At 60.0% G+C, this 16,709-nt stretch carries 13 protein-coding genes, 1 tRNA gene, 1 other RNA gene and 1 pseudogene; 6 read left to right on the top strand and 10 right to left on the bottom strand.

Translation table 11 applies throughout. The features are described from left to right. Window positions 1-25: 25 nt before the first annotated feature. Both QKB66_RS04835 and QKB66_RS04840 read right to left on the bottom strand, forming a co-directional pair. A complete protein-coding gene (locus QKB66_RS04835) occupies window positions 26-3,097 on the bottom strand; it encodes a bifunctional [glutamine synthetase] adenylyltransferase/[glutamine synthetase]-adenylyl-L-tyrosine phosphorylase (RefSeq protein ID WP_311517948.1) in 3,072 nt (1,023 codons plus the stop codon). A gap of 22 nt (window positions 3,098-3,119) precedes the next feature. Further along, on the bottom strand, window positions 3,120-4,451 hold the full coding sequence (locus QKB66_RS04840) for a glutamine synthetase family protein (RefSeq protein WP_070456096.1): 1,332 nt from the start codon (window positions 4,449-4,451) through the stop codon (window positions 3,120-3,122). A 181-nt stretch (window positions 4,452-4,632) separates the two neighbouring features. On the opposite strand from QKB66_RS04840, the gene QKB66_RS04845 reads away from it, so the two are divergent. Both QKB66_RS04845 and QKB66_RS04850 read left to right on the top strand, forming a co-directional pair. Then, window positions 4,633-5,718, top strand: a complete 1,086-nt coding sequence (locus QKB66_RS04845; protein WP_414252804.1) for a DUF2786 domain-containing protein — start codon at window positions 4,633-4,635, stop codon at window positions 5,716-5,718. A 96-nt stretch (window positions 5,719-5,814) separates the two neighbouring features. Continuing rightward, complete coding sequence (locus QKB66_RS04850; RefSeq protein ID WP_414252805.1) at window positions 5,815-7,581, top strand: CHAD domain-containing protein; 1,767 nt, start codon at window positions 5,815-5,817, stop codon at window positions 7,579-7,581. 9 nt (window positions 7,582-7,590) lie between these two features. On the opposite strand, the gene QKB66_RS04855 is transcribed toward QKB66_RS04850, so the two are convergent. Further along, complete coding sequence (locus QKB66_RS04855; protein ID WP_061923761.1) at window positions 7,591-7,776, bottom strand: hypothetical protein; 186 nt, start codon at window positions 7,774-7,776, stop codon at window positions 7,591-7,593. Between the two features lie 199 nt (window positions 7,777-7,975). Between QKB66_RS04855 and QKB66_RS04860 the strand changes: the two genes are divergently transcribed. Next, window positions 7,976-9,244 (top strand): galactokinase family protein, encoded by a 1,269-nt coding sequence (locus QKB66_RS04860; RefSeq protein WP_248093912.1) that lies wholly within the window; start codon window positions 7,976-7,978, stop codon window positions 9,242-9,244. A 23-nt stretch (window positions 9,245-9,267) separates the two neighbouring features. On the opposite strand, the gene QKB66_RS04865 is transcribed toward QKB66_RS04860, so the two are convergent. From QKB66_RS04865 to QKB66_RS04885, 5 genes are all read right to left on the bottom strand, one after another. Next, window positions 9,268-10,671 (bottom strand): ribonuclease catalytic domain-containing protein, encoded by a 1,404-nt coding sequence (locus tag QKB66_RS04865; RefSeq protein WP_414252806.1) that lies wholly within the window; start codon window positions 10,669-10,671, stop codon window positions 9,268-9,270. A gap of 27 nt (window positions 10,672-10,698) precedes the next feature. Further along, window positions 10,699-11,139: RNase P RNA component class A (gene rnpB, locus QKB66_RS04870), an RNA gene on the bottom strand. 15 nt (window positions 11,140-11,154) lie between these two features. Then, window positions 11,155-12,333 carry a bifunctional RNase H/acid phosphatase gene (locus QKB66_RS04875; protein WP_414252807.1) on the bottom strand — a complete coding sequence of 393 codons (1,179 nt, stop codon included), beginning with the start codon at window positions 12,331-12,333 and terminating at the stop codon, window positions 11,155-11,157. After that, window positions 12,333-13,046, bottom strand: coding sequence for a zinc ribbon domain-containing protein (locus tag QKB66_RS04880; protein ID WP_248093909.1), 714 nt, complete (start codon window positions 13,044-13,046; stop codon window positions 12,333-12,335). Before QKB66_RS04880 ends, QKB66_RS04875 begins: the two co-directional genes overlap by 1 nt. Window positions 13,047-13,080: 34 nt before the next feature. Next, window positions 13,081-13,911 carry a Nif3-like dinuclear metal center hexameric protein gene (locus tag QKB66_RS04885; protein ID WP_062038094.1) on the bottom strand — a complete coding sequence of 277 codons (831 nt, stop codon included), beginning with the start codon at window positions 13,909-13,911 and terminating at the stop codon, window positions 13,081-13,083. A gap of 115 nt (window positions 13,912-14,026) precedes the next feature. Here QKB66_RS04885 and QKB66_RS04890 point away from each other — a divergent pair, with 115 nt between their 5' ends. From QKB66_RS04890 to QKB66_RS04900, 3 genes and pseudogenes are all read left to right on the top strand, one after another. Next, window positions 14,027-14,515 carry a low molecular weight protein-tyrosine-phosphatase gene (locus QKB66_RS04890; protein ID WP_062043818.1) on the top strand — a complete coding sequence of 163 codons (489 nt, stop codon included), beginning with the start codon at window positions 14,027-14,029 and terminating at the stop codon, window positions 14,513-14,515. 9 nt (window positions 14,516-14,524) lie between these two features. Continuing rightward, the gene (locus QKB66_RS04895) at window positions 14,525-15,514 is read left to right on the top strand and encodes an SURF1 family protein (RefSeq protein ID WP_414252808.1); all 990 of its coding nucleotides are present in this window, start codon (window positions 14,525-14,527) and stop codon (window positions 15,512-15,514) included. A 155-nt stretch (window positions 15,515-15,669) separates the two neighbouring features. Further along, window positions 15,670-15,771: pseudogene (locus tag QKB66_RS04900) on the top strand (rhodanese-like domain-containing protein); the annotation flags it as partial. A gap of 200 nt (window positions 15,772-15,971) precedes the next feature. On the opposite strand, the gene QKB66_RS04905 reads toward QKB66_RS04900, so the two are convergent. Together QKB66_RS04905 and QKB66_RS04910 are read right to left on the bottom strand one after the other, a co-directional pair. After that, window positions 15,972-16,047, bottom strand: a tRNA-Val gene (locus tag QKB66_RS04905). Window positions 16,048-16,112: 65 nt separating this feature from the next. Then, window positions 16,113-16,550 (bottom strand): DUF3052 domain-containing protein, encoded by a 438-nt coding sequence (locus tag QKB66_RS04910; RefSeq protein WP_282440188.1) that lies wholly within the window; start codon window positions 16,548-16,550, stop codon window positions 16,113-16,115. Window positions 16,551-16,709 lie beyond the last annotated feature (159 nt).

Consider the following 16,709-nt stretch of genomic DNA (forward strand, 5'->3'; position numbering starts at 1 on the left):
CAGTTTTCATTCTCTGCTTCCCAGCCTAGGCATTTTCGTGCTCGAAGGTCTCCGCCTCACCCCAGAAGACCTCGTCGACCACCTTGCGGGCATGCCGCGTGGTCTTGAGATAGGTGTCCAGGAATTCCTGGTTGTCCTCCGGCGCCCAGCCGGCAGCACCGGCCACCTGGGCCAACTGTGGTCCCGGCGTCGGCAGCTGATCCACGCGCTTGCCGCGCACGAGCACCAGGGCGTTGCGGGCGTCGGTTGCCAGCAGCCAGGCATCCCGCAGCACCTGAACCTTCTCCGGCGGAATCAACTCGTGTTTTTCCACCGCGTCCAGCACGCGCAACGTCGAAGGATCGTGGAGGTCCGGGAAATCATGGGCATGCATCATGGTCAAAAGCTGTACGGTCCACTCGATGTCGGACAACCCGCCGCGACCCAGCTTGGTATGGGTGTTGCGATCAGCACCGCGCGGCAGACGCTCGTTATCCACGCGAGCTTTCATACGGCGAATCGCGCGCAAGGTCTTTTCGCTAACGCCATCATCGGGATAGCGGAAACCATCGACCATAGCTAGGAACTTCTCCCCCACGCTGCGATCGCCAGCGACGAAGGCCGCACGCAGCAGCGCCTGCATCTCCCAGGGCTCGCCCCACTCGCGGTAATAACGCTCATAAGAGGCGATCGTGCGCACCACGGCACCGGAACGGCCTTCTGGGCGCAGCCCCAGGTCAACATCGAGCGGCGGATCGCCGGAAGGTTTAGAAAGCCGACGCCGCAGCTTATCGACGATCCCGATTGCCCACTTGACGGCTTCCGTCTCGTCCGTACCCTCGCTAGGTTCGGCCACCACGATGACGTCGGCGTCAGAGCCAAAGCCCAGCTCCATTCCGCCCAGGCGCCCCATACCGATGACGGCGATGCGTGCGGGCGGTTCCTCTTGCGGGGCGTCGCCAAGCCAAGCACGAATCTCCGCGCGCAACGCTGCCTCCAGCACGGCATCCCAAATCGTGGACAGTTCGTAACACACCTGCTGCACAGACATAAATCCGAGCAAGTCCGCCGCGGCAATGCGCGCTAATTCCACGCGGCGCAAGCTACGGGCCACCGCCACGGCCTTATCGGGGTCTGCATGACGCTTGGTGGAATTAACCAACGCCTTCGAGACCTGCTCGGGCTTGGTTTCCAGCAGCTTCGGGCCCGAAGCGCCGTCGGAGAGCTGCTTGACGACGTCAGGAGCGCTAATGATGAGGTCCGAAGCAAAGGGCGAGGTGCCCAAGATGCTCATTAGACGCTGCCCCACGATGCCTTCGTCGCGCAGCATACGTAGGAACCATTGCCGGTCATATGCGGCCTCAGAGAGCTTGCGATAGTTAAGCAAGCCCATATCTGGGTCTGCGGTCGAGGAAAGCCAACCCATGAGCGTAGGCAGCAAGATGGCTTGAATCCTAGCTTTTCGCGACGTGCCCGCAGCCAAGGAGGTCAGGTGCTCAAAGGCGCGGTCGGGATAGACATAGCCAAGTGCTGCCAGCTGCAGCTTTGCCGCCTCCGGAGAAAGCTTGAGCTCGTCGGCGGACATGGAGACCACCGAATTAAGCAGCGGCCGGTAGAACAGGCGGGAGTGTAGATCCTGAATTCGCAAGCGCGTGGTCTTCAGGTACTGGCCCAAGCGCTCGGCGGCGGACTTATTGCCCTGCGGGGTGAACCCGGAGATGATGGCGAGCCATTTAAGGGCCTGCTTATCATCGGCGGGAGGCAACACGTGAGTGCGGCGGAAGCGCTCAAGCTGCAGACGATGTTCTAGCAAGCGGAGAAACTCATAGGCCTCGATTAACTGCGTGCCATCTTCACGCCCCACGTATCCAGCGCTGACCAGGGCGGTGAGCGCATCCACCGTAGAAAGAACGCGCAGGGTCTCATCAGAGCGACCGTGCACCAGCTGAAGCAGCTGCACCGCAAACTCGACGTCGCGCAGCCCGCCCTCTCCCAGTTTCAGCTCGCGTTGCCGCAACTCTTTTGGCACATTATCCAGCACGCGGCGGCGCATAGCTTGGACATCTTCCACAAACGAATCACGCTGGGATGCAGTCCACACCATAGGACCGATCTGGGCCAGGTAATCCTCGCCGAGCGGCAAGTAGCCGGTCTGTGGACGTGCTTTGAGCTGAGCCTGAAACTCCCAAGTCTCTGCCCACCGCTTGTAATAAGCAACGTGGGATTCCAAGGTGCGCACCAGCGCGCCGGACTTTCCCTCGGGGCGCAGGTTGGCATCGACTTCGAAGAAGGAGGCCGAGCCGATTCGATTAAACTCGGAGGCCACCCGCGTAATCTTCGGCGTAACGACGTCGGATAAGAAGATGACATCGACGTCGGAAATGTAATTCAGCTCGCCAGCTCCGCACTTGCCCATCGCCATGACTGCCAGTTTCGCGTCGACGGGGTCGTCGCCGTAGACGTTGCGGATGGCGACGGCGAGCGCGGCAGTAAGGGCGGCGTCGGCAAGCGCAGTCAAAAGCCGCGTGACAACCTGGAACTCCAAGCGTGGCTGCGGCGCAGACTGCCCCTTGCGGGAGAAAAACGTACCCGCAAGATCATGAGCGGCGATGCGCATCATGAGCGTGCGATAGGTGGACTTAAGCACCGCCTTGTGGTCCCCTGCGGCGGCTCGGTAGGTGCCGGCCGTGTTCAAATCCGGCGTGGCTGTATCGGGGCGTTCCTCTTGCGCGTCCTCGGTAAAATCTGCAGGTTGAGCGCCCACTGCGCCAAGAATCTCCTGCAACATCTCAGTTGGCGTGGGCAAGGGCTTGGCCAGCTCCCGCCACAGCTCGGGATTAGCAGCCAAGTGATCACCAAATGCTGTCGACGCCCCGAGCAAAGCTAAGGTGCGCACGCGCAATTCCTCGCTGCTACGCAGCTGCCCATCGAGCTCGGGAACAGCCTCATACATGCGGATTAGCGTGTTCAGCGCAAGGTCCGGATCACCCGAAGCTGCGAGCGTCCACAAAAGCTCTAGCGACTCGGGATTATCCCAACCCAGCTGTTCAAGATCTTTAGCTGCCGTCGCTCGAGTAAGGCCTAGGGTGGCCGGCGAGGGAACTGCAATAGGGCGCATCAAAATCCTCTAAAATGCCTAACTAGTAGTTGAGGTTGAGCTCAAAGCTGGTGATTTGCTGCTGATAGGAGTGCCATTCATCCCACTTGGCGCGCAAGAAATATTCGAAGACATGCTCGCCTAGGACTTCCGCCATAAACTCCGACTTTTCAAACTCACGCAGGGCCTGGTCCAAGCTGACGGGCAGGTCGCGGTAGCCCATAGCGCGGCGCTCGCGGCGAGTGAGCTGATGGACATCGTCCTCTGCTGGATCGCCCAACTCGTAGCCTTCCTTGATACCGCGCAGGCCTGCTGCCAGCAAGACGGCATAACCCAAGTATGGGTTCATCGCAGAATCCAGCGAACGGATCTCCACGCGGCGCGACTCCGCCTTGCCCAGGCGGTAGGTAGGCACGCGGACGAGCGCGGAACGATTCGAAACGCCCCAGGTTGCTGAGCCCGGCGCCTCGTTGCCGAACATCAAGCGCTTATAGGAATTGGTCCATTGGTTGGTCACAGCAGTCAACTCAACGGAGTGCTCCAAAATGCCCGCAATGAACTGCTTGGCGGTTTGGGACAAGGAAAACTCATCGTCGGGATCGTGGAAAGCATTGTGCTCTCCTTCAAACAGGCTCAAGTGAGTGTGCATGCCAGAACCTGGCAAGTGTTCAAAAGGCTTCGGCATGAACGTGGCCTGGACTTTTTGGTCAGCAGCCACCTGTTTTATGACGTGGCGGAAGGTCATGATGTTATCGGCCATGGTCATCACGTCGGCATGGCGTAGATCGATTTCCTGCTGGCCCGGCGCGGTCTCATGGTGGCTAAATTCCGTGGCAATACTCAAGGCCTCTAGCGCCGACATGGAGTGACGGCGGAAGCTCGGCGCGCGGTCATGGGTGGCTTGGTCGAAGTAACCGCCATTGTCCGTCGCGATGAGATTTGTATTATCCGGCGATTGCTCCAGCAGGTAGAACTCGATTTCTGGTGCAGCCATGCAGGTAAAGCCCTCATTGGCGCTTTCGGTGACCTGGCGGCGCAGGATATGGCGCGGATCCACCATGGAAGGCTGGCCGTCTGGTTGGGCAATATCGCAGAACATGCGCGCCGAAGCAATCTCCGGCTCATCTTGGTCGAAAGGCATGATCTGAAAGGTCGAAGGATCTGGCAGGGCGAGAGTATCCGACTCGGCGATGCGGGAAAAACCTTCGATAGATGAACCGTCGAAACCTACGCCCTCCTCGAATGCTGATTCCAGCTCGGAGGGGCTCATGACAACGGACTTGAGTGCGCCCAAGATGTCGGTGAACCACAGGCGGATGAAGCGAATATCGCGTTCTTCGACTGTGCGGAGGACGAATTCATGTTGGCTGTTCATGCTCTAAACCTTACCTGCGATACACGCGTAAATTGCGCACTCTATTAGACACTACTTTGGGCGGCGTTTGACCATTTCAGCAAAGTATCTCGGGGGCAAAAGGTGGGGGCGATGCGTGGAAGGGATGTCTGGGCGGCGTGCTTTGCTGAACACACATTCGAACACAGCCGAAAGGAAGACCATGTACCAAGACACTGACCACTCCCACCGCGCTCTCCACAACGAAGCTCTCATCAACGCTGTCTGGGCCGCCGAGAAAGGCTGGACACCGGCCGATATCCTCCACGTTCTAGGTCCTAAGGTCCATCCCCTGCTCTATCGCGCCGCACCACGCGTCCCGGCGCGCATTTCTTCGCCGGTACTGCGCAAGCAATGGCTGCAATTAGCGCCACCGCCTTCGGGCTCGCTGATTCTCCCGGAGGAAACACTTCGCAAGCTAAGCCTGGAGCTGTTACGACTGCCTATGCTGCGTGATACTGAGCTTTTGGTCGCGGCCGCGAAGGACCGCCAAGCGGATATCGATCCGAAGCAAGCGAAGATGCGCGAGAAGATAAACAACCTCCTACGTAAAGCGGAATCCACTCCCTTTGAGAATGAAGCGGATGCGCTCATTGCCAATGCGCAGTCCTTGCAACAGCGCTACCGCGTGGAAGATGTGCTTGCTGAGCACGCTCCAGATTTCCTTGCTCGGCGCGTGCATATCCACGCCCCGTATGTAAAGCACCAAGCGAGTTTGCTGGGCGTTGTGGCCTATCACAATGGTTGCGCCTCAATCCTCGCGCACGAAAAGGGCATCGCCTGCGTTGTTGGCACGGCGGAAGATTCCGCGCATGTGGCCCAGCTCTTCGATTCCTTGAGCCGCCAATGCGACTGGTACATGCGCTCCGGCGACGGCGCAGCCCAGGCGCGCAGCCGCGGCGAGACCGCCGCCTACCGCCGTAGCTTCTGGTTGTCCTATGCCGCCCGCATATCGGAGTTGCTCGATGAAGCTAACCTCACCGGAATGTCTGAAGCAGCAGATGCCCGTACGGCAGAAACCGGCAATGAAGCCGATGGCCGCAGCCTTGCCCGGCAGGCAATCCCGGCGCTGTATGAGCGCCAAGTTGGTTCCGAGGAAGCCCGCAACCGCTTGTTCCCTCACCTTTCCGCAATGACGCTTTCTGCCAGTAGTTGGGCCGGAGTACACGATGGTGCGAGTGCGGCTGAAAAATCGCATCTTGCAGGCGATTCCATAGACTCAAGCAGCCAGCGGCAGATCGCCAGTTAACGTCTGGAAAGCCTGCCCCATTAACCTACGCTGACAGGTAGGCTTTCGTTTAGTAACTCTTCTTTCCTTAAATACGTATTGATTAAAGGTGTGTGCATGTCTACGAAGACTTTCCTCGAAGTCGAAGCAAAGTTCGCAGTCGCTGAATCCATCCAATTGCCTGAGCTCACCCGGCTCGCTGGCGTGGACCACATCGCTGAAACCCACCACCATGCACTTTCTGCCATCTACTACGACACCGAAGACCTGCGTCTGACCCATGCAAAGATCACGTTGCGTCGTCGTACGGGCGGAAATGATGATGGCTGGCACATTAAGATTCCGGGCAGCCAAGGCCGAACGGAGATTCATGCCGAGCTCGGCGAGCCAGTAGATGGCCGTTACGAGGTCCCAGCAGAGCTTCTCCACGAGGTTCGCTCCGTTATCCGCAATCACCCGCTTGCCCCCATCGCCCAGGTTGATAACAACCGTACTGAGATGGTTCTTGCTAACGCCGAGGGAAAACCGGTTGCTGAATTCTGCGATGACCACGTCACCGCTTTCTCCTTCCTGCAAGGAGGCGGGCAGCATACCTGGCGTGAGTGGGAAGTGGAGCTCGCCGGCGACCTACCAGGCACCAATGAAGGAAGCCGCTTCATCCGCGAAGCCACATCCCTCCTCATCGGCGCCGGCGCACGCGTTTCCTCCTCCCCGTCCAAGCTGAAGTCCGCTTTAGGCGATTCCATCCGCAACGCTCCCCTTCCTCCAGCACTGCAGACTTCGAGCGTGGAACCGGATTCCGCTGCCGCCGCGGTGGTCAGCGCACTGAAGGCGAACCGTGACAAGCTTGTCGACTACGACCCCCGCGTCCGTCGCAACGAATGGGATTCTGTCCACCAGATGCGCGTGGCTACCCGCGAGCTGCGCAGTCACATGCAAACCTTCCACGGCATTGTCGTTGGCCCGGAAATCGAGCGCATCGAATCTGAGCTAAAGCTTCTCGCCGGCATCCTAGGCGTAGCACGCGACGCTGAGGTTGTTGAAGAACGCTGGCAGAGCTTGCTTGCCTCCGAAGATTCCGACACGTTGGACGAGGCAACGCGCGAGCACATCTCACGCGACATGGGCACCGCATACCGCCGCGCTCACCGCCACGTGGTTGCCGCACTCGATTCGGAGCGCTACTTGGAGCTGCTGGATTCGCTTGATGAGCTACTAGCCAACCCACCAGTAGCACAGGACTCCGAGGAAGCGCCTGCAGATGATGCCGAGGAGACCGAAGACGCCGCAGTAGTATCCACCGTTACTCCAGCTGCAGAAGCCGCTGACGCTGATGAGGCCTCGGTTTCGGAAGAGACCGCCCAAGAAGCGGAGGCTACGGACACCGCGCCGAAGAAAAAGAAGGACGCTGCCGCCAAGAAGCAGGAAGCTCCGTCCATGGACCAGGTCATGGCGATGCATCTCAACGAGGCGTACAAGAAGCTGGTAAAGCGTCATGAAAAGGCAATCAAGAACTGGGATAACCCAGAACTATCGCTGCACGAGCGTGAGGACTACTTCCACGACATGCGCAAGGCCGCTAAGAAGCTGCGTTATGCAGCAGAGGCTGCCGGTTCTGCGACGAACCTAAAGACCAAGGGCCTGTACAAGGCTTGCAAACAGATGCAGTCGGTCTTGGGTGATTTCCAGGACTCCGTCACTTCCCGTGACAAGCTCCTAGAGCTGGCCAACGCCGCTCGCCGCCGCGGTGAAGACACTTTTGGTTACGGCCTGCTTTACCAGCGTGAACGCAATATTGGCCTCGAAGCACTCGACGATTATGCCGAATCCTTCAAGGCCATCAAGTCCGCGTTCAAGCCGCTGAGCAAGAAGCTCAAGAAATAAAATCGAGTCTTAAGCGTCATCTTCCGCGTCGTAAGCATCAGCGGCTTCGTTGCGAGCCTTCGCAATCTCGATAGCGTGCTCTGCTTCCTCGCGGGTGGCGTACGGGCCCATGCGGTTATCCCAACCGCTTTCAGCGCCTTGGGTTACCTTGCCGGTGGCGGTGTCGTAGTACCACTGCTCGTCTGGGTTGCTCATAAAAGGCTCCTTTTCTTAACTAGCCCTTCTGCTGTTACTGTCCGCACCCCATGTTGCGGGTAGCGGTGGCCGGCGGCCACACTAGGGCGTTTAAGGGGTGCCACCACTTTACAGGCACATCCCAATAGGCGTCTGGCGCGTAAACGCTAGACTATGAAAGTCCAAAGTCCCCAAGCAGCACCAAGGAGTTCCTCGCACCATGCCGATGTGGTCCACGCCTTCTTCCCCCGCAGCGGAGCGAATCCATGCTGCCCACCTCGAACTAGTAGGCACGGAACCTGCACACTGCGCTAGTGCGCCCGCAACTTTCTCGCTCATTGGCGAGCACATTGACCACTTTGGTGGCGTCGCCATAATGGGCTTGGCGCAGATGCGTGTTGCCGCAGCGGTTAGCCCACGTACCGACGGCACCATTGCGGTTCACCTTGTTCCGCACGAGGGCGAGACCATCAACGACGCCATCAGTTTCACCGAACTGGCATCCCGTGCCGCAGAGCAGCTGCCGTCAATAGATTCTGAGGGCCAGCCCATCATCCCGTCGGCTCCGGTCGGTGGCTTCGCAGCCCGTTGGGGCGGCATCGCACACACCATGATTAACCGCCAGCTGCTTTCTCGTGAAACCGCCGGCATGGACATTACGGTAGTTAGCGATATTCCTTTCGCAGCCGGTCTTGGTGCGCTTGCCGCGGGAGATGTCGCTGTAGCGTTAGCGTTGCTCGGCGATGCCGAAGAGCTTCACTCCGCTCCCCTGCGCGCACGCATCGCCGATGTCTGCTCCCAGTCGGTCGGCACCTTCGGCGAATACCCCGCCCTGCGTGCCCGCCACACTGCCGCGCTCCGAGGCGTGGGCGAGACAGTAACAATCGTGGACTACGCGGATGGCTCCGTCACCCAGGCGCCCCACCCAGTTACCCGCGAGATTGCTGCGTTTGCTGTTACCGTCCCCGGCGATTTCGATGCCACACCAGGCATCGCCGCGATTCGCCAGCGTGAGCGTTTCATCGATGATGCCTGCCATGCTTTCGGCGCTGAGTCGTTGCGGCTTTTGCCCGACGCATCCCAGCGCGTGCTGGATTGGCTGAAGGCAGTTCACAAGGTACATGGCTCGGCCAACCAGCCCACCTTGGCCGAAGCCGCCGAGTGGTTGGTGTTCTATTCGGAAGAAACCGAGCGCGCCCAAGAGCTCGCCCGCGCCCTGCGTTCGCGCCGCGGCACCGATCTCTTCCCGCTGCTTAACCAGTCGCAGCAAGCACTAACCACGGTTTATGGCCTGCACTCAGCGGAAAAGATTGCCGAGCTAGCCACGGTGCGCGGCGCACGCTCTGCGCGTTCAGCACACGCTGGTACTTCCCAGTCCGTCATCGCTTTCGTGCCGGCGGCCAAGGCCGATAACTTCGCAGCGGACCTCGCCGAGGACGGACTGCTGGTGGTTCCACTGCTCGACGGCGAGCAAGCTAATACCTTTTAGCCACAGCAGCGAACTAACCACAACTAGTCAGCAGGCCACGCAAAAAGCACGTCGCGCTCTGCCACGTCAGCTTTGACCAGTGAGAAGTTAGACTCACTGCCCGTATCTGGGTGCCCGACAGCCTCCGCAAATACCGGAGGTTGCGTCACAAAGATGCGGGCTTTCTCACGCGTTGGCCCACCCTGGACCACGATCGCTTCAAAGTTCGTGCCCACCCATGGCTCGAGAACGGTTGCCTCTGTCAGGTTCAGACAGGCTTTATCCACTTGCGAGGCCAGCTGCGAGGTCGTGGCCATCGTGCGAGTTAAGTCCCCGGCACGCGAGCTGACCCACTCCGGCACAGATTCGCCGTGTGCGAGCGCGAGGCAAACCTCCGTGGCGAATCGATCCGCCAACCGCCGCAGCGGCGCAGTCACATGCGCGTAGTAGCCGCCGATGCCCGCGTGTACCTCCGCAGGCGATTCCTCCAGCCACACGTAGCCGGCACCGCGCAGCAGGCGCTGCGCTTCCCGCATTGCGGCCATGCCCCGCGGCAAATCCGCATCGAGCGTTTGCAGGAACTGGGTAATCGAGACGTCGTCAAGCGAATAGCCCAAGGCCGCAACCTCAGTGCGGAACTCCTCCTCAGCTTCCGCCGTGGCCGCAGGCAGCGTGCGCAGCAACCCCACGCCGTGCTTTTCCATCAGCTGCCCCGCGCACATCCCGGTCAGCAGGGAAATCTCCGAGTTATAGTCCATGACCTCGTACCGCGGCTCAATGACCAGTTCATAGCGGTGTTGGCAATCTTCTTCGAATTCCTCGACGCTCTGGGACGGAAGCCGCAGATTAATCGCCTCCCGGCGCAGCGAGGAAGCCTGCCGCAGTTTTCCTACTTGCGGCAACAAAGCAATCGAGGAATGCATGCTGCCCGCCGCCAGATCCGCGTGCACGCCCTCATAATCCAGCCGCGCCCTCGAGCGCACCAATGCCCGCTCCAAGGTAAAGTCCAGGACCTCGCCCGCCCCATCGAGGTCGATGGTCCACAACACGGCCGGGCGGTCCACGCCCTCCAGCAAGGAGGCCTTGTCCTCCGACAACACCGCGGGATGCAAACGCGCTGGTTCATCGGGCAGATAGATGGTCTGCCCGCGGCGGAAGGTCTCCTCCTCCAGGGCGCTGCCGGGCTCGATAAAAGCCGCGACGTCGGCAATAGCGTAATACACCCGGTAGCCCTCCACGCGCGCCTCAATGCACACGGCTTGGTCCAAGTCTTTGGAGCCCAATGGGTCGATGGTAACCAGCGGGATTTCACGCGCATCGCGGCGCGAGGTGACGAAACGATCCTGCGCGGCCGCGGCCGCCGCACACAGTTCCTCACTAAAATCGGTGGGCACACCGAATTCAGCGGCGACGGAGCGGAAATCTAATGGGGCGGCATAGAGCTTCATGCCGCCCCATTGTTCCAGAAAAATGGGCGAATGAGTCGGCCTATAAGCCGGATTCTGTCTTCCCACACGCATCAAGCGTGCGGCGGTGAACATCCATCTAGACCAACCGTTGCCAGTTGGTTCAAGCAGCTACCTTCAGGCTAAAGCGAGCAGCCTTCGAACGCCTGATCAAGCCCGCAAAAATGCCGGCCATGATGCCTTGCTCCCAGTGGGGTTTACCCAGCCACCGCCATCACTGACGGTGCTGGTGAGCTCTTAACTCACCGTTTCACCCTTACCTCACGAATCTTCGTACGACGAAGCGTAGCGAAGTCGTTCGGCGGTCTACTTTCTGTTGCACTTGCCCGCGGGTCGCCCCGGGTTGCCGTTAGCAACCACTGTGCTCTGTGGAGTCCGGACTTTCCTCGTCCCCCGCCTTACCCCTCGTGGAGGTTGGTTCGGAAAGGACGCGTTCACCCGGTCGGCTCATTCGCGCATTACAGTCTAGCCCAGTGACTGCAAATGGCCCACATCGTTGAAACCGCGCAGCATCGAGCCGCCGTCCCAGAATTCCGCAATGCTTATCGACGCCAAGTCCAAAAAGAGGCGATTAAAAGTCACCGGACCTGCGTCCAAGCTCTGCCTGATAAAGGACTTGATCGGATTGACATGCGAGACCACCACGACGGTCTTGCCCGCATACTTTTCCTGCAACTCCTGGCGGGTCTTGCGCACGCGGCGGTGAACCTGCTGCAAGGACTCGCCGCCGGGGCAGGCCACGGAGGCATCCTCTAACCACTGGCCGTGCAGCTCGCCATCGGCAGCGTGAGCCTCGGCGAAGGTCTTGCCTTCCCACAGCCCAAAGTCGACCTCGATTAAGCCCTCTACGGTTTCCACCTCAAGAGCATCTTTATCAGCTCCGGACGGGCGCACGCTGCGCGCAATCGCCTGTGCGGTCTGCTGGCAGCGCTTGAGCGGTGAGCAGACGATGGCATCGACTGGCGTATCGACCAGCGCCTGGGCAGCTGCGAGTGCCTGCTTGCGGCCGAACTCGGTCAACTCTGGATCGGCATAGCCTGAGTACTGCTTGGCCACCGACATCGCGGTTTGTCCGTGGCGAACCAGGATGAAACGCGTGACCGGGCCTTGCTCGGCCATCCAATCGCTGGGCTGGCTCGCAGCGGCCAGCTCTCCTGGTTCCACGCTGGCGGTCTCCTGCACCGCAGGAGCCTGATCCGCCTGCTCAGTACCGCCGACGAAACCCACCGGCTCGCCCGCGGCGGCGGCATCCATCGCCACGTTCGACAACGCATCCGCGACCTTGTTCTTGGCACGCGGCACCCAGCTCAGGTTGAACGTGCCGATTTGGTCGATGAGTTTACGCGCCTCCAACGCCAGGGCCTGCATGTCTGGGTGCTTGATCTTCCAGCGCCCGTTCATCTGCTCGACCACGAGCTTAGAGTCCATGAAGAAATCAACTTCGTCGGCGCCTAGCTCCACCGCGGCCTCGAGCCCACGCAGCAAGCCGTGGTACTCGGCCACGTTATTGGTGGACTTCGTACCTACTACATATGCGATTTCGCGCAGCAGCTGCTGGCGGTCGGCAGAATAGACAGCGGTGCCGGAACCCGCGATTCCCGGGTTGCCGCGGGAACCGCCATCGGCATAAATAACCAGCTTCATTAGGCCGGGCGCACCAAGTAGGAACCGCAATCGCCGCACTGCGGCAGGACCTCGGCGGGGGCGTTACGCACCGCATTCTGCTCTGCGGGCGGCAGCACGATGAAGCAGCCACCGCATGCGCGACCTTTGAAGGCCGCCGCACCGACACCGTTTTCGTGGCGCACGGAATCGTAGCTATCCAGGACGTCGGCAGGCAGCTGCTCGCGCAGCTCCACAATTCGGGTTGCCGGATCCGGGCGGTTATTCACTGCCTCCTGCGCCGCCTCCGCAGCACGCGCGAGCTTTTCCAACTTGCGCTGGGACTCATCCACACGCGCACCGTGCACGTCGCGGTTCGAGCGCAGCGCGTGAATCTCGTTGTGCGCTTCCTGCAGCTCGCTCATCAAGTCTGCGATGCGAGACTTTGCCGCATACAAATCATGCTCCAAGTCCTTACGACGCTCCGGGTCAACCTCGGCTCCCAACTGGGCCTTATCGTCGCGCTCACGCTGACGCAGCTTGCGCTCATCGGCCTGGATACGCAGGATTTCCATCTCCATGTCGTCGACGGCGAGCTGGGCGGAACCGGCGGCGTCGACAAGCCGCTTGTGCTCAAGCTGCGCCTTTTCGTACTCCTGCTGCTCCGGAATAGTCTTTTCTCCCGTAACACCCTGGGAACGCTCGAGGTTGGCAAGTTCCAGCAGGACAGACTGCAGTTGCTTCGACAGTTTCATTTAGTTCTCCTTATGGCAGGTCTTCCCGAGGCGATTATTTTCCGTGGACGGACAATGTCCACGGGTCGGTGCGCAGCTCGATGATTTCAGTATCCACCTTGTAAGCCTTTTCCACGATATCGCGCGCCTGCGTAGTCCATGGAAATTCGCTGGCCCAGTGGGCAGTATCAACCACGGCAGGTCCGCCTGCACGCAGGTGCTCGTCCACGGGGTGGTGGCGCAGATCCGAGGTCACATACACATCCACGCCCAGCTCACGAGCGGCATCCAGGAAGGAATCACCGGAGCCACTCGAGACCGCCACGCGCTTGACGACGCCATCTGGGTCACCCGCCGCGCGAATTCCCCAGGCCGTCTCCGGAAGCGCGTTCGCGACCTGCTGCGTAAATTCGCGCAGAGTCATTGGCTCGGGCAGCTCGCCGATGCGCCCGAGGCCGAGGCTGGTCTCGCTGACCTCGGCGTCGGAAAGCGCGTGCGGGATAATCGGGCGTCCCGGCTCGATGCCCACCAGCTCAGCGAGCTTATCGTTAACGCCAGGGCGGGCCTTATCCGCATTAGTGTGTGCTGCGAACAAGGCGACGCCGCCCTTGAGCAAGGTATGGATGACCTTGCCCTTTGGCGTATCCGCTGCCACGGAAGTCACCCCGCGCAGGAGCAAAGGGTGGTGCACAACTAGCATCTGCGCGCCCATCTCCACTGCCTTTTCTGCAACCTGCTGGGTGCAGTCGAGGGCGAAGGCCACCTTTCCCACCTCGTCTTCCGGATCACCGCAGATAAGGCCCACGGCATCCCACTTTTCGGCCAGGTGCGGCGGGTAGGCTTCCTCGAGGACGCGGCGGATATCGCCAACGGTTGTCTGCGCCATGACTTAAGGCTCCTTAATGCATTATTCGCTATATTTTCGCTCTCTGCGCGCTGCTGCACTATCCTAGCTTTCGTTCAGAAATCGCTCTATTTGCTTATAAGAGGTCTAAACCCCCATGACTTCTGAGGACAACCCCTCCGCATTGCACCTCGTGTTCGTCTGCACGGGCAATATTTGCCGCTCCCCCATGGCGGAAATCATCGTTCGCGATGCCATGGAGACCGACATGCTAGATCTCGTCGCCCGTACCTCTTCCTGCGGATTGGGCGGCTGGCATGTGGGCCAGGGCGCGGACCCGCGCGCCATCGCGGAGCTGCGCAGCGGCGGCCACGACGGCGCAACCCACCGCGCGGCGAAACTCGGCCCTGAGCACATGGATGCGGATCTTTTCATCGCGATGGATTCCGGCCACCGCGACGCCCTCATCGAGCGAGGTATCGACCCGGAGCGCGTTCGCTTGATGCGCAGCTTCGACCCGAATGCCGAGGAGCTCGACGTGGAGGATCCTTACTACGGCACGGAGGAGGACTTCGCGCGAACGCGCAAGGAAATCGAAGCAGCCGTGCCTGGCCTGCTGGATTGGATTCGCGAGCAGCAGGTCTAGGATAAGGGCATGTTAAAGACGTTCCTCAAGCCGGGATGGGTTCTGCTGCTCATCTTCGTGGTGACCTTTTCCTACTTTGCTTTCACGGTGCTAGCGCCCTGGCAGCTGGGCAAAGATGACCGAATTGTGGAACGCAATCACCTAATCGCCCAGGCTTATGAGGCGGACCCACGCCCGCTTTCTGAGGTCGTTGATTCTGAGGGTGCCATCGCAGATGATGAATGGTCCCGCGCTACCCTCCACGGACGCTACTTGGCTGATGAGGAAGTGCTACTGCGCCTGCGTCCGGTTTCTTCGGGTGCGGTATACCAGTCATTGGTACCCTTCCGCACGGACTCTGGCCTGACCATGCTGGTCAACCGCGGCTGGATTGCCGCTGGTGAAGGAAACACTGTGCCCTCGATCCCTAAGGCTCCTGCCGGTGAGACCACAATTGTCGGCATGATTCGCGCGGACGAGCCGAAGCACGCCTCTGCGCCGATTGATCAAGAAGGCTACGAGCAGGTCTACTCAATTCACACCGAAGAGGTGGCCTCGCTTACCGATACAAAGTTGGGCCACGACTACATCCAGCTCTCGCCTGAGCAGCCGGGTGAGCTGACCGCCTTGGAGGTCCCGCAGCTCGACCGCGGTAACCACTTGTCTTATGGCTACCAGTGGATTGCCTTCGGCATCATGGCGCCGCTGGGCTTGGGCTACTTCGTGTGGTCCGAAATCCGCGAACGCCGCCGGGCCCGCGAGGAAGAAGCGGCATTGCAGGCTGCCACCAGCACAGATGGCGCTTCTGCCCCCACTGCAGGCCCTGGCTCTGCTGCAGACTCTGCCCTCGCTGCAGACCCTTCCACGGATTCCACCAAGGAAACCACGGAGCCCGCGGCCGCCGCGGAATCCACCCCGCGTGCAGACACGACGCCTTCGCGTCGCAGCCGTTCCCGCTACGGCGACTCCAAGCCGGATTTTTATGAAAAGATCCGCGAACGCGGCCAGGAACGCTTCTAAGCCGCCGACCTCACCATTTACGGCGGCTTAGCGCCCTTTGCATCCAAATGGTGAGGTCGCCCCGCAACTCTTGATTCTCAAAGCAACCAGTGTGACGCGAGTAGCCTGGATATACCCATCCCTCCTCACCATTTGCGGGCTTCCGCCCAGACAGCCGCTCCGCCCAAGCCGTCGCCGCACTGCGCGAGCGCGGCTTTAGAGAGGTCTACTCCCTGCGCGGCGGCATCAACGCATGGCTGGAGCAGAATACCGCGTAGGCAGCCCATATTAAGGAAAATGAAGACAGTCCACGGCGTGTGTACCTCTGTGTGTATTTAGCGTGCCTGAATCACCAGGTTTCTGGCCGCTATTTACATACATCGGTACATGAAACCACGCCTGGCGGTGCGAAGCGCGTTTGAAGGAAACAAAAATCTCGAGACACCATCCAAAGGAACGATGTCTCGAGACTTCACAATGGTGCGGCCTGAGGGGATCGAACCCCCGACCTACTGGGTGTAAACCAGTTGCTCTTCCAGCTGAGCTAAAGCCGCATTGCGTTAACGCTTGCATAAGATTAGCCCACACAAGCGTTAGCTAACAAATCGCCTGGTAAAAGCTATTTCTTGGTATATCCGCGAGCAACCAAACAAGAACCTTGCCACTCGCCTAGGCGCTCCGCTTTAGTCTGCACCAAGCCTGCGAGCTGAGCGGACTCGGAGATGTCACCCGGCGCGAGGTTGCCCGGCTTGCCTGCTCCTGGGGTCATAAGCCAGATCCGGCCAGAGTCCCCTAGCGGGCGGGTTGCATCGACGAGACCATCGACGAGGTCGCCGTCTTCGGCGCGCCACCAAAGAAGTACGACGTCGCAAAGCTCGTCGGTTTCTTCATCGAGAAAATCCTCTCCAAGGACATCCTCAATAGATTCGGAGATGCTGGAATCGCAATCCTCGTCCCACCCGAGTTCAAGGGCAATTTGCCCCTCGGTGATTCCGAGCTTGCTGGCCGCATCAGCCACTGTTTTATTCCTTCCATTTTCTGGCATGAGCAAGATCATAACGCCTTGCACAGTAGTTTTCGCGATTACACAGGAGATTTCCTGCGCACAGAATTTTTGCAAAGTTAGCAAATAGCACTTTTCACCGGCCGCTTCCGGCAATTGACCCCCCTTCACACACACAGATGATCCGCGTGGGCGTATCCTGTATTGCAAACT

The organism is Corynebacterium sp. c25Ua_89, assembly GCF_047459735.1.
Lineage (GTDB): Bacteria > Actinomycetota > Actinomycetes > Mycobacteriales > Mycobacteriaceae > Corynebacterium > Corynebacterium simulans.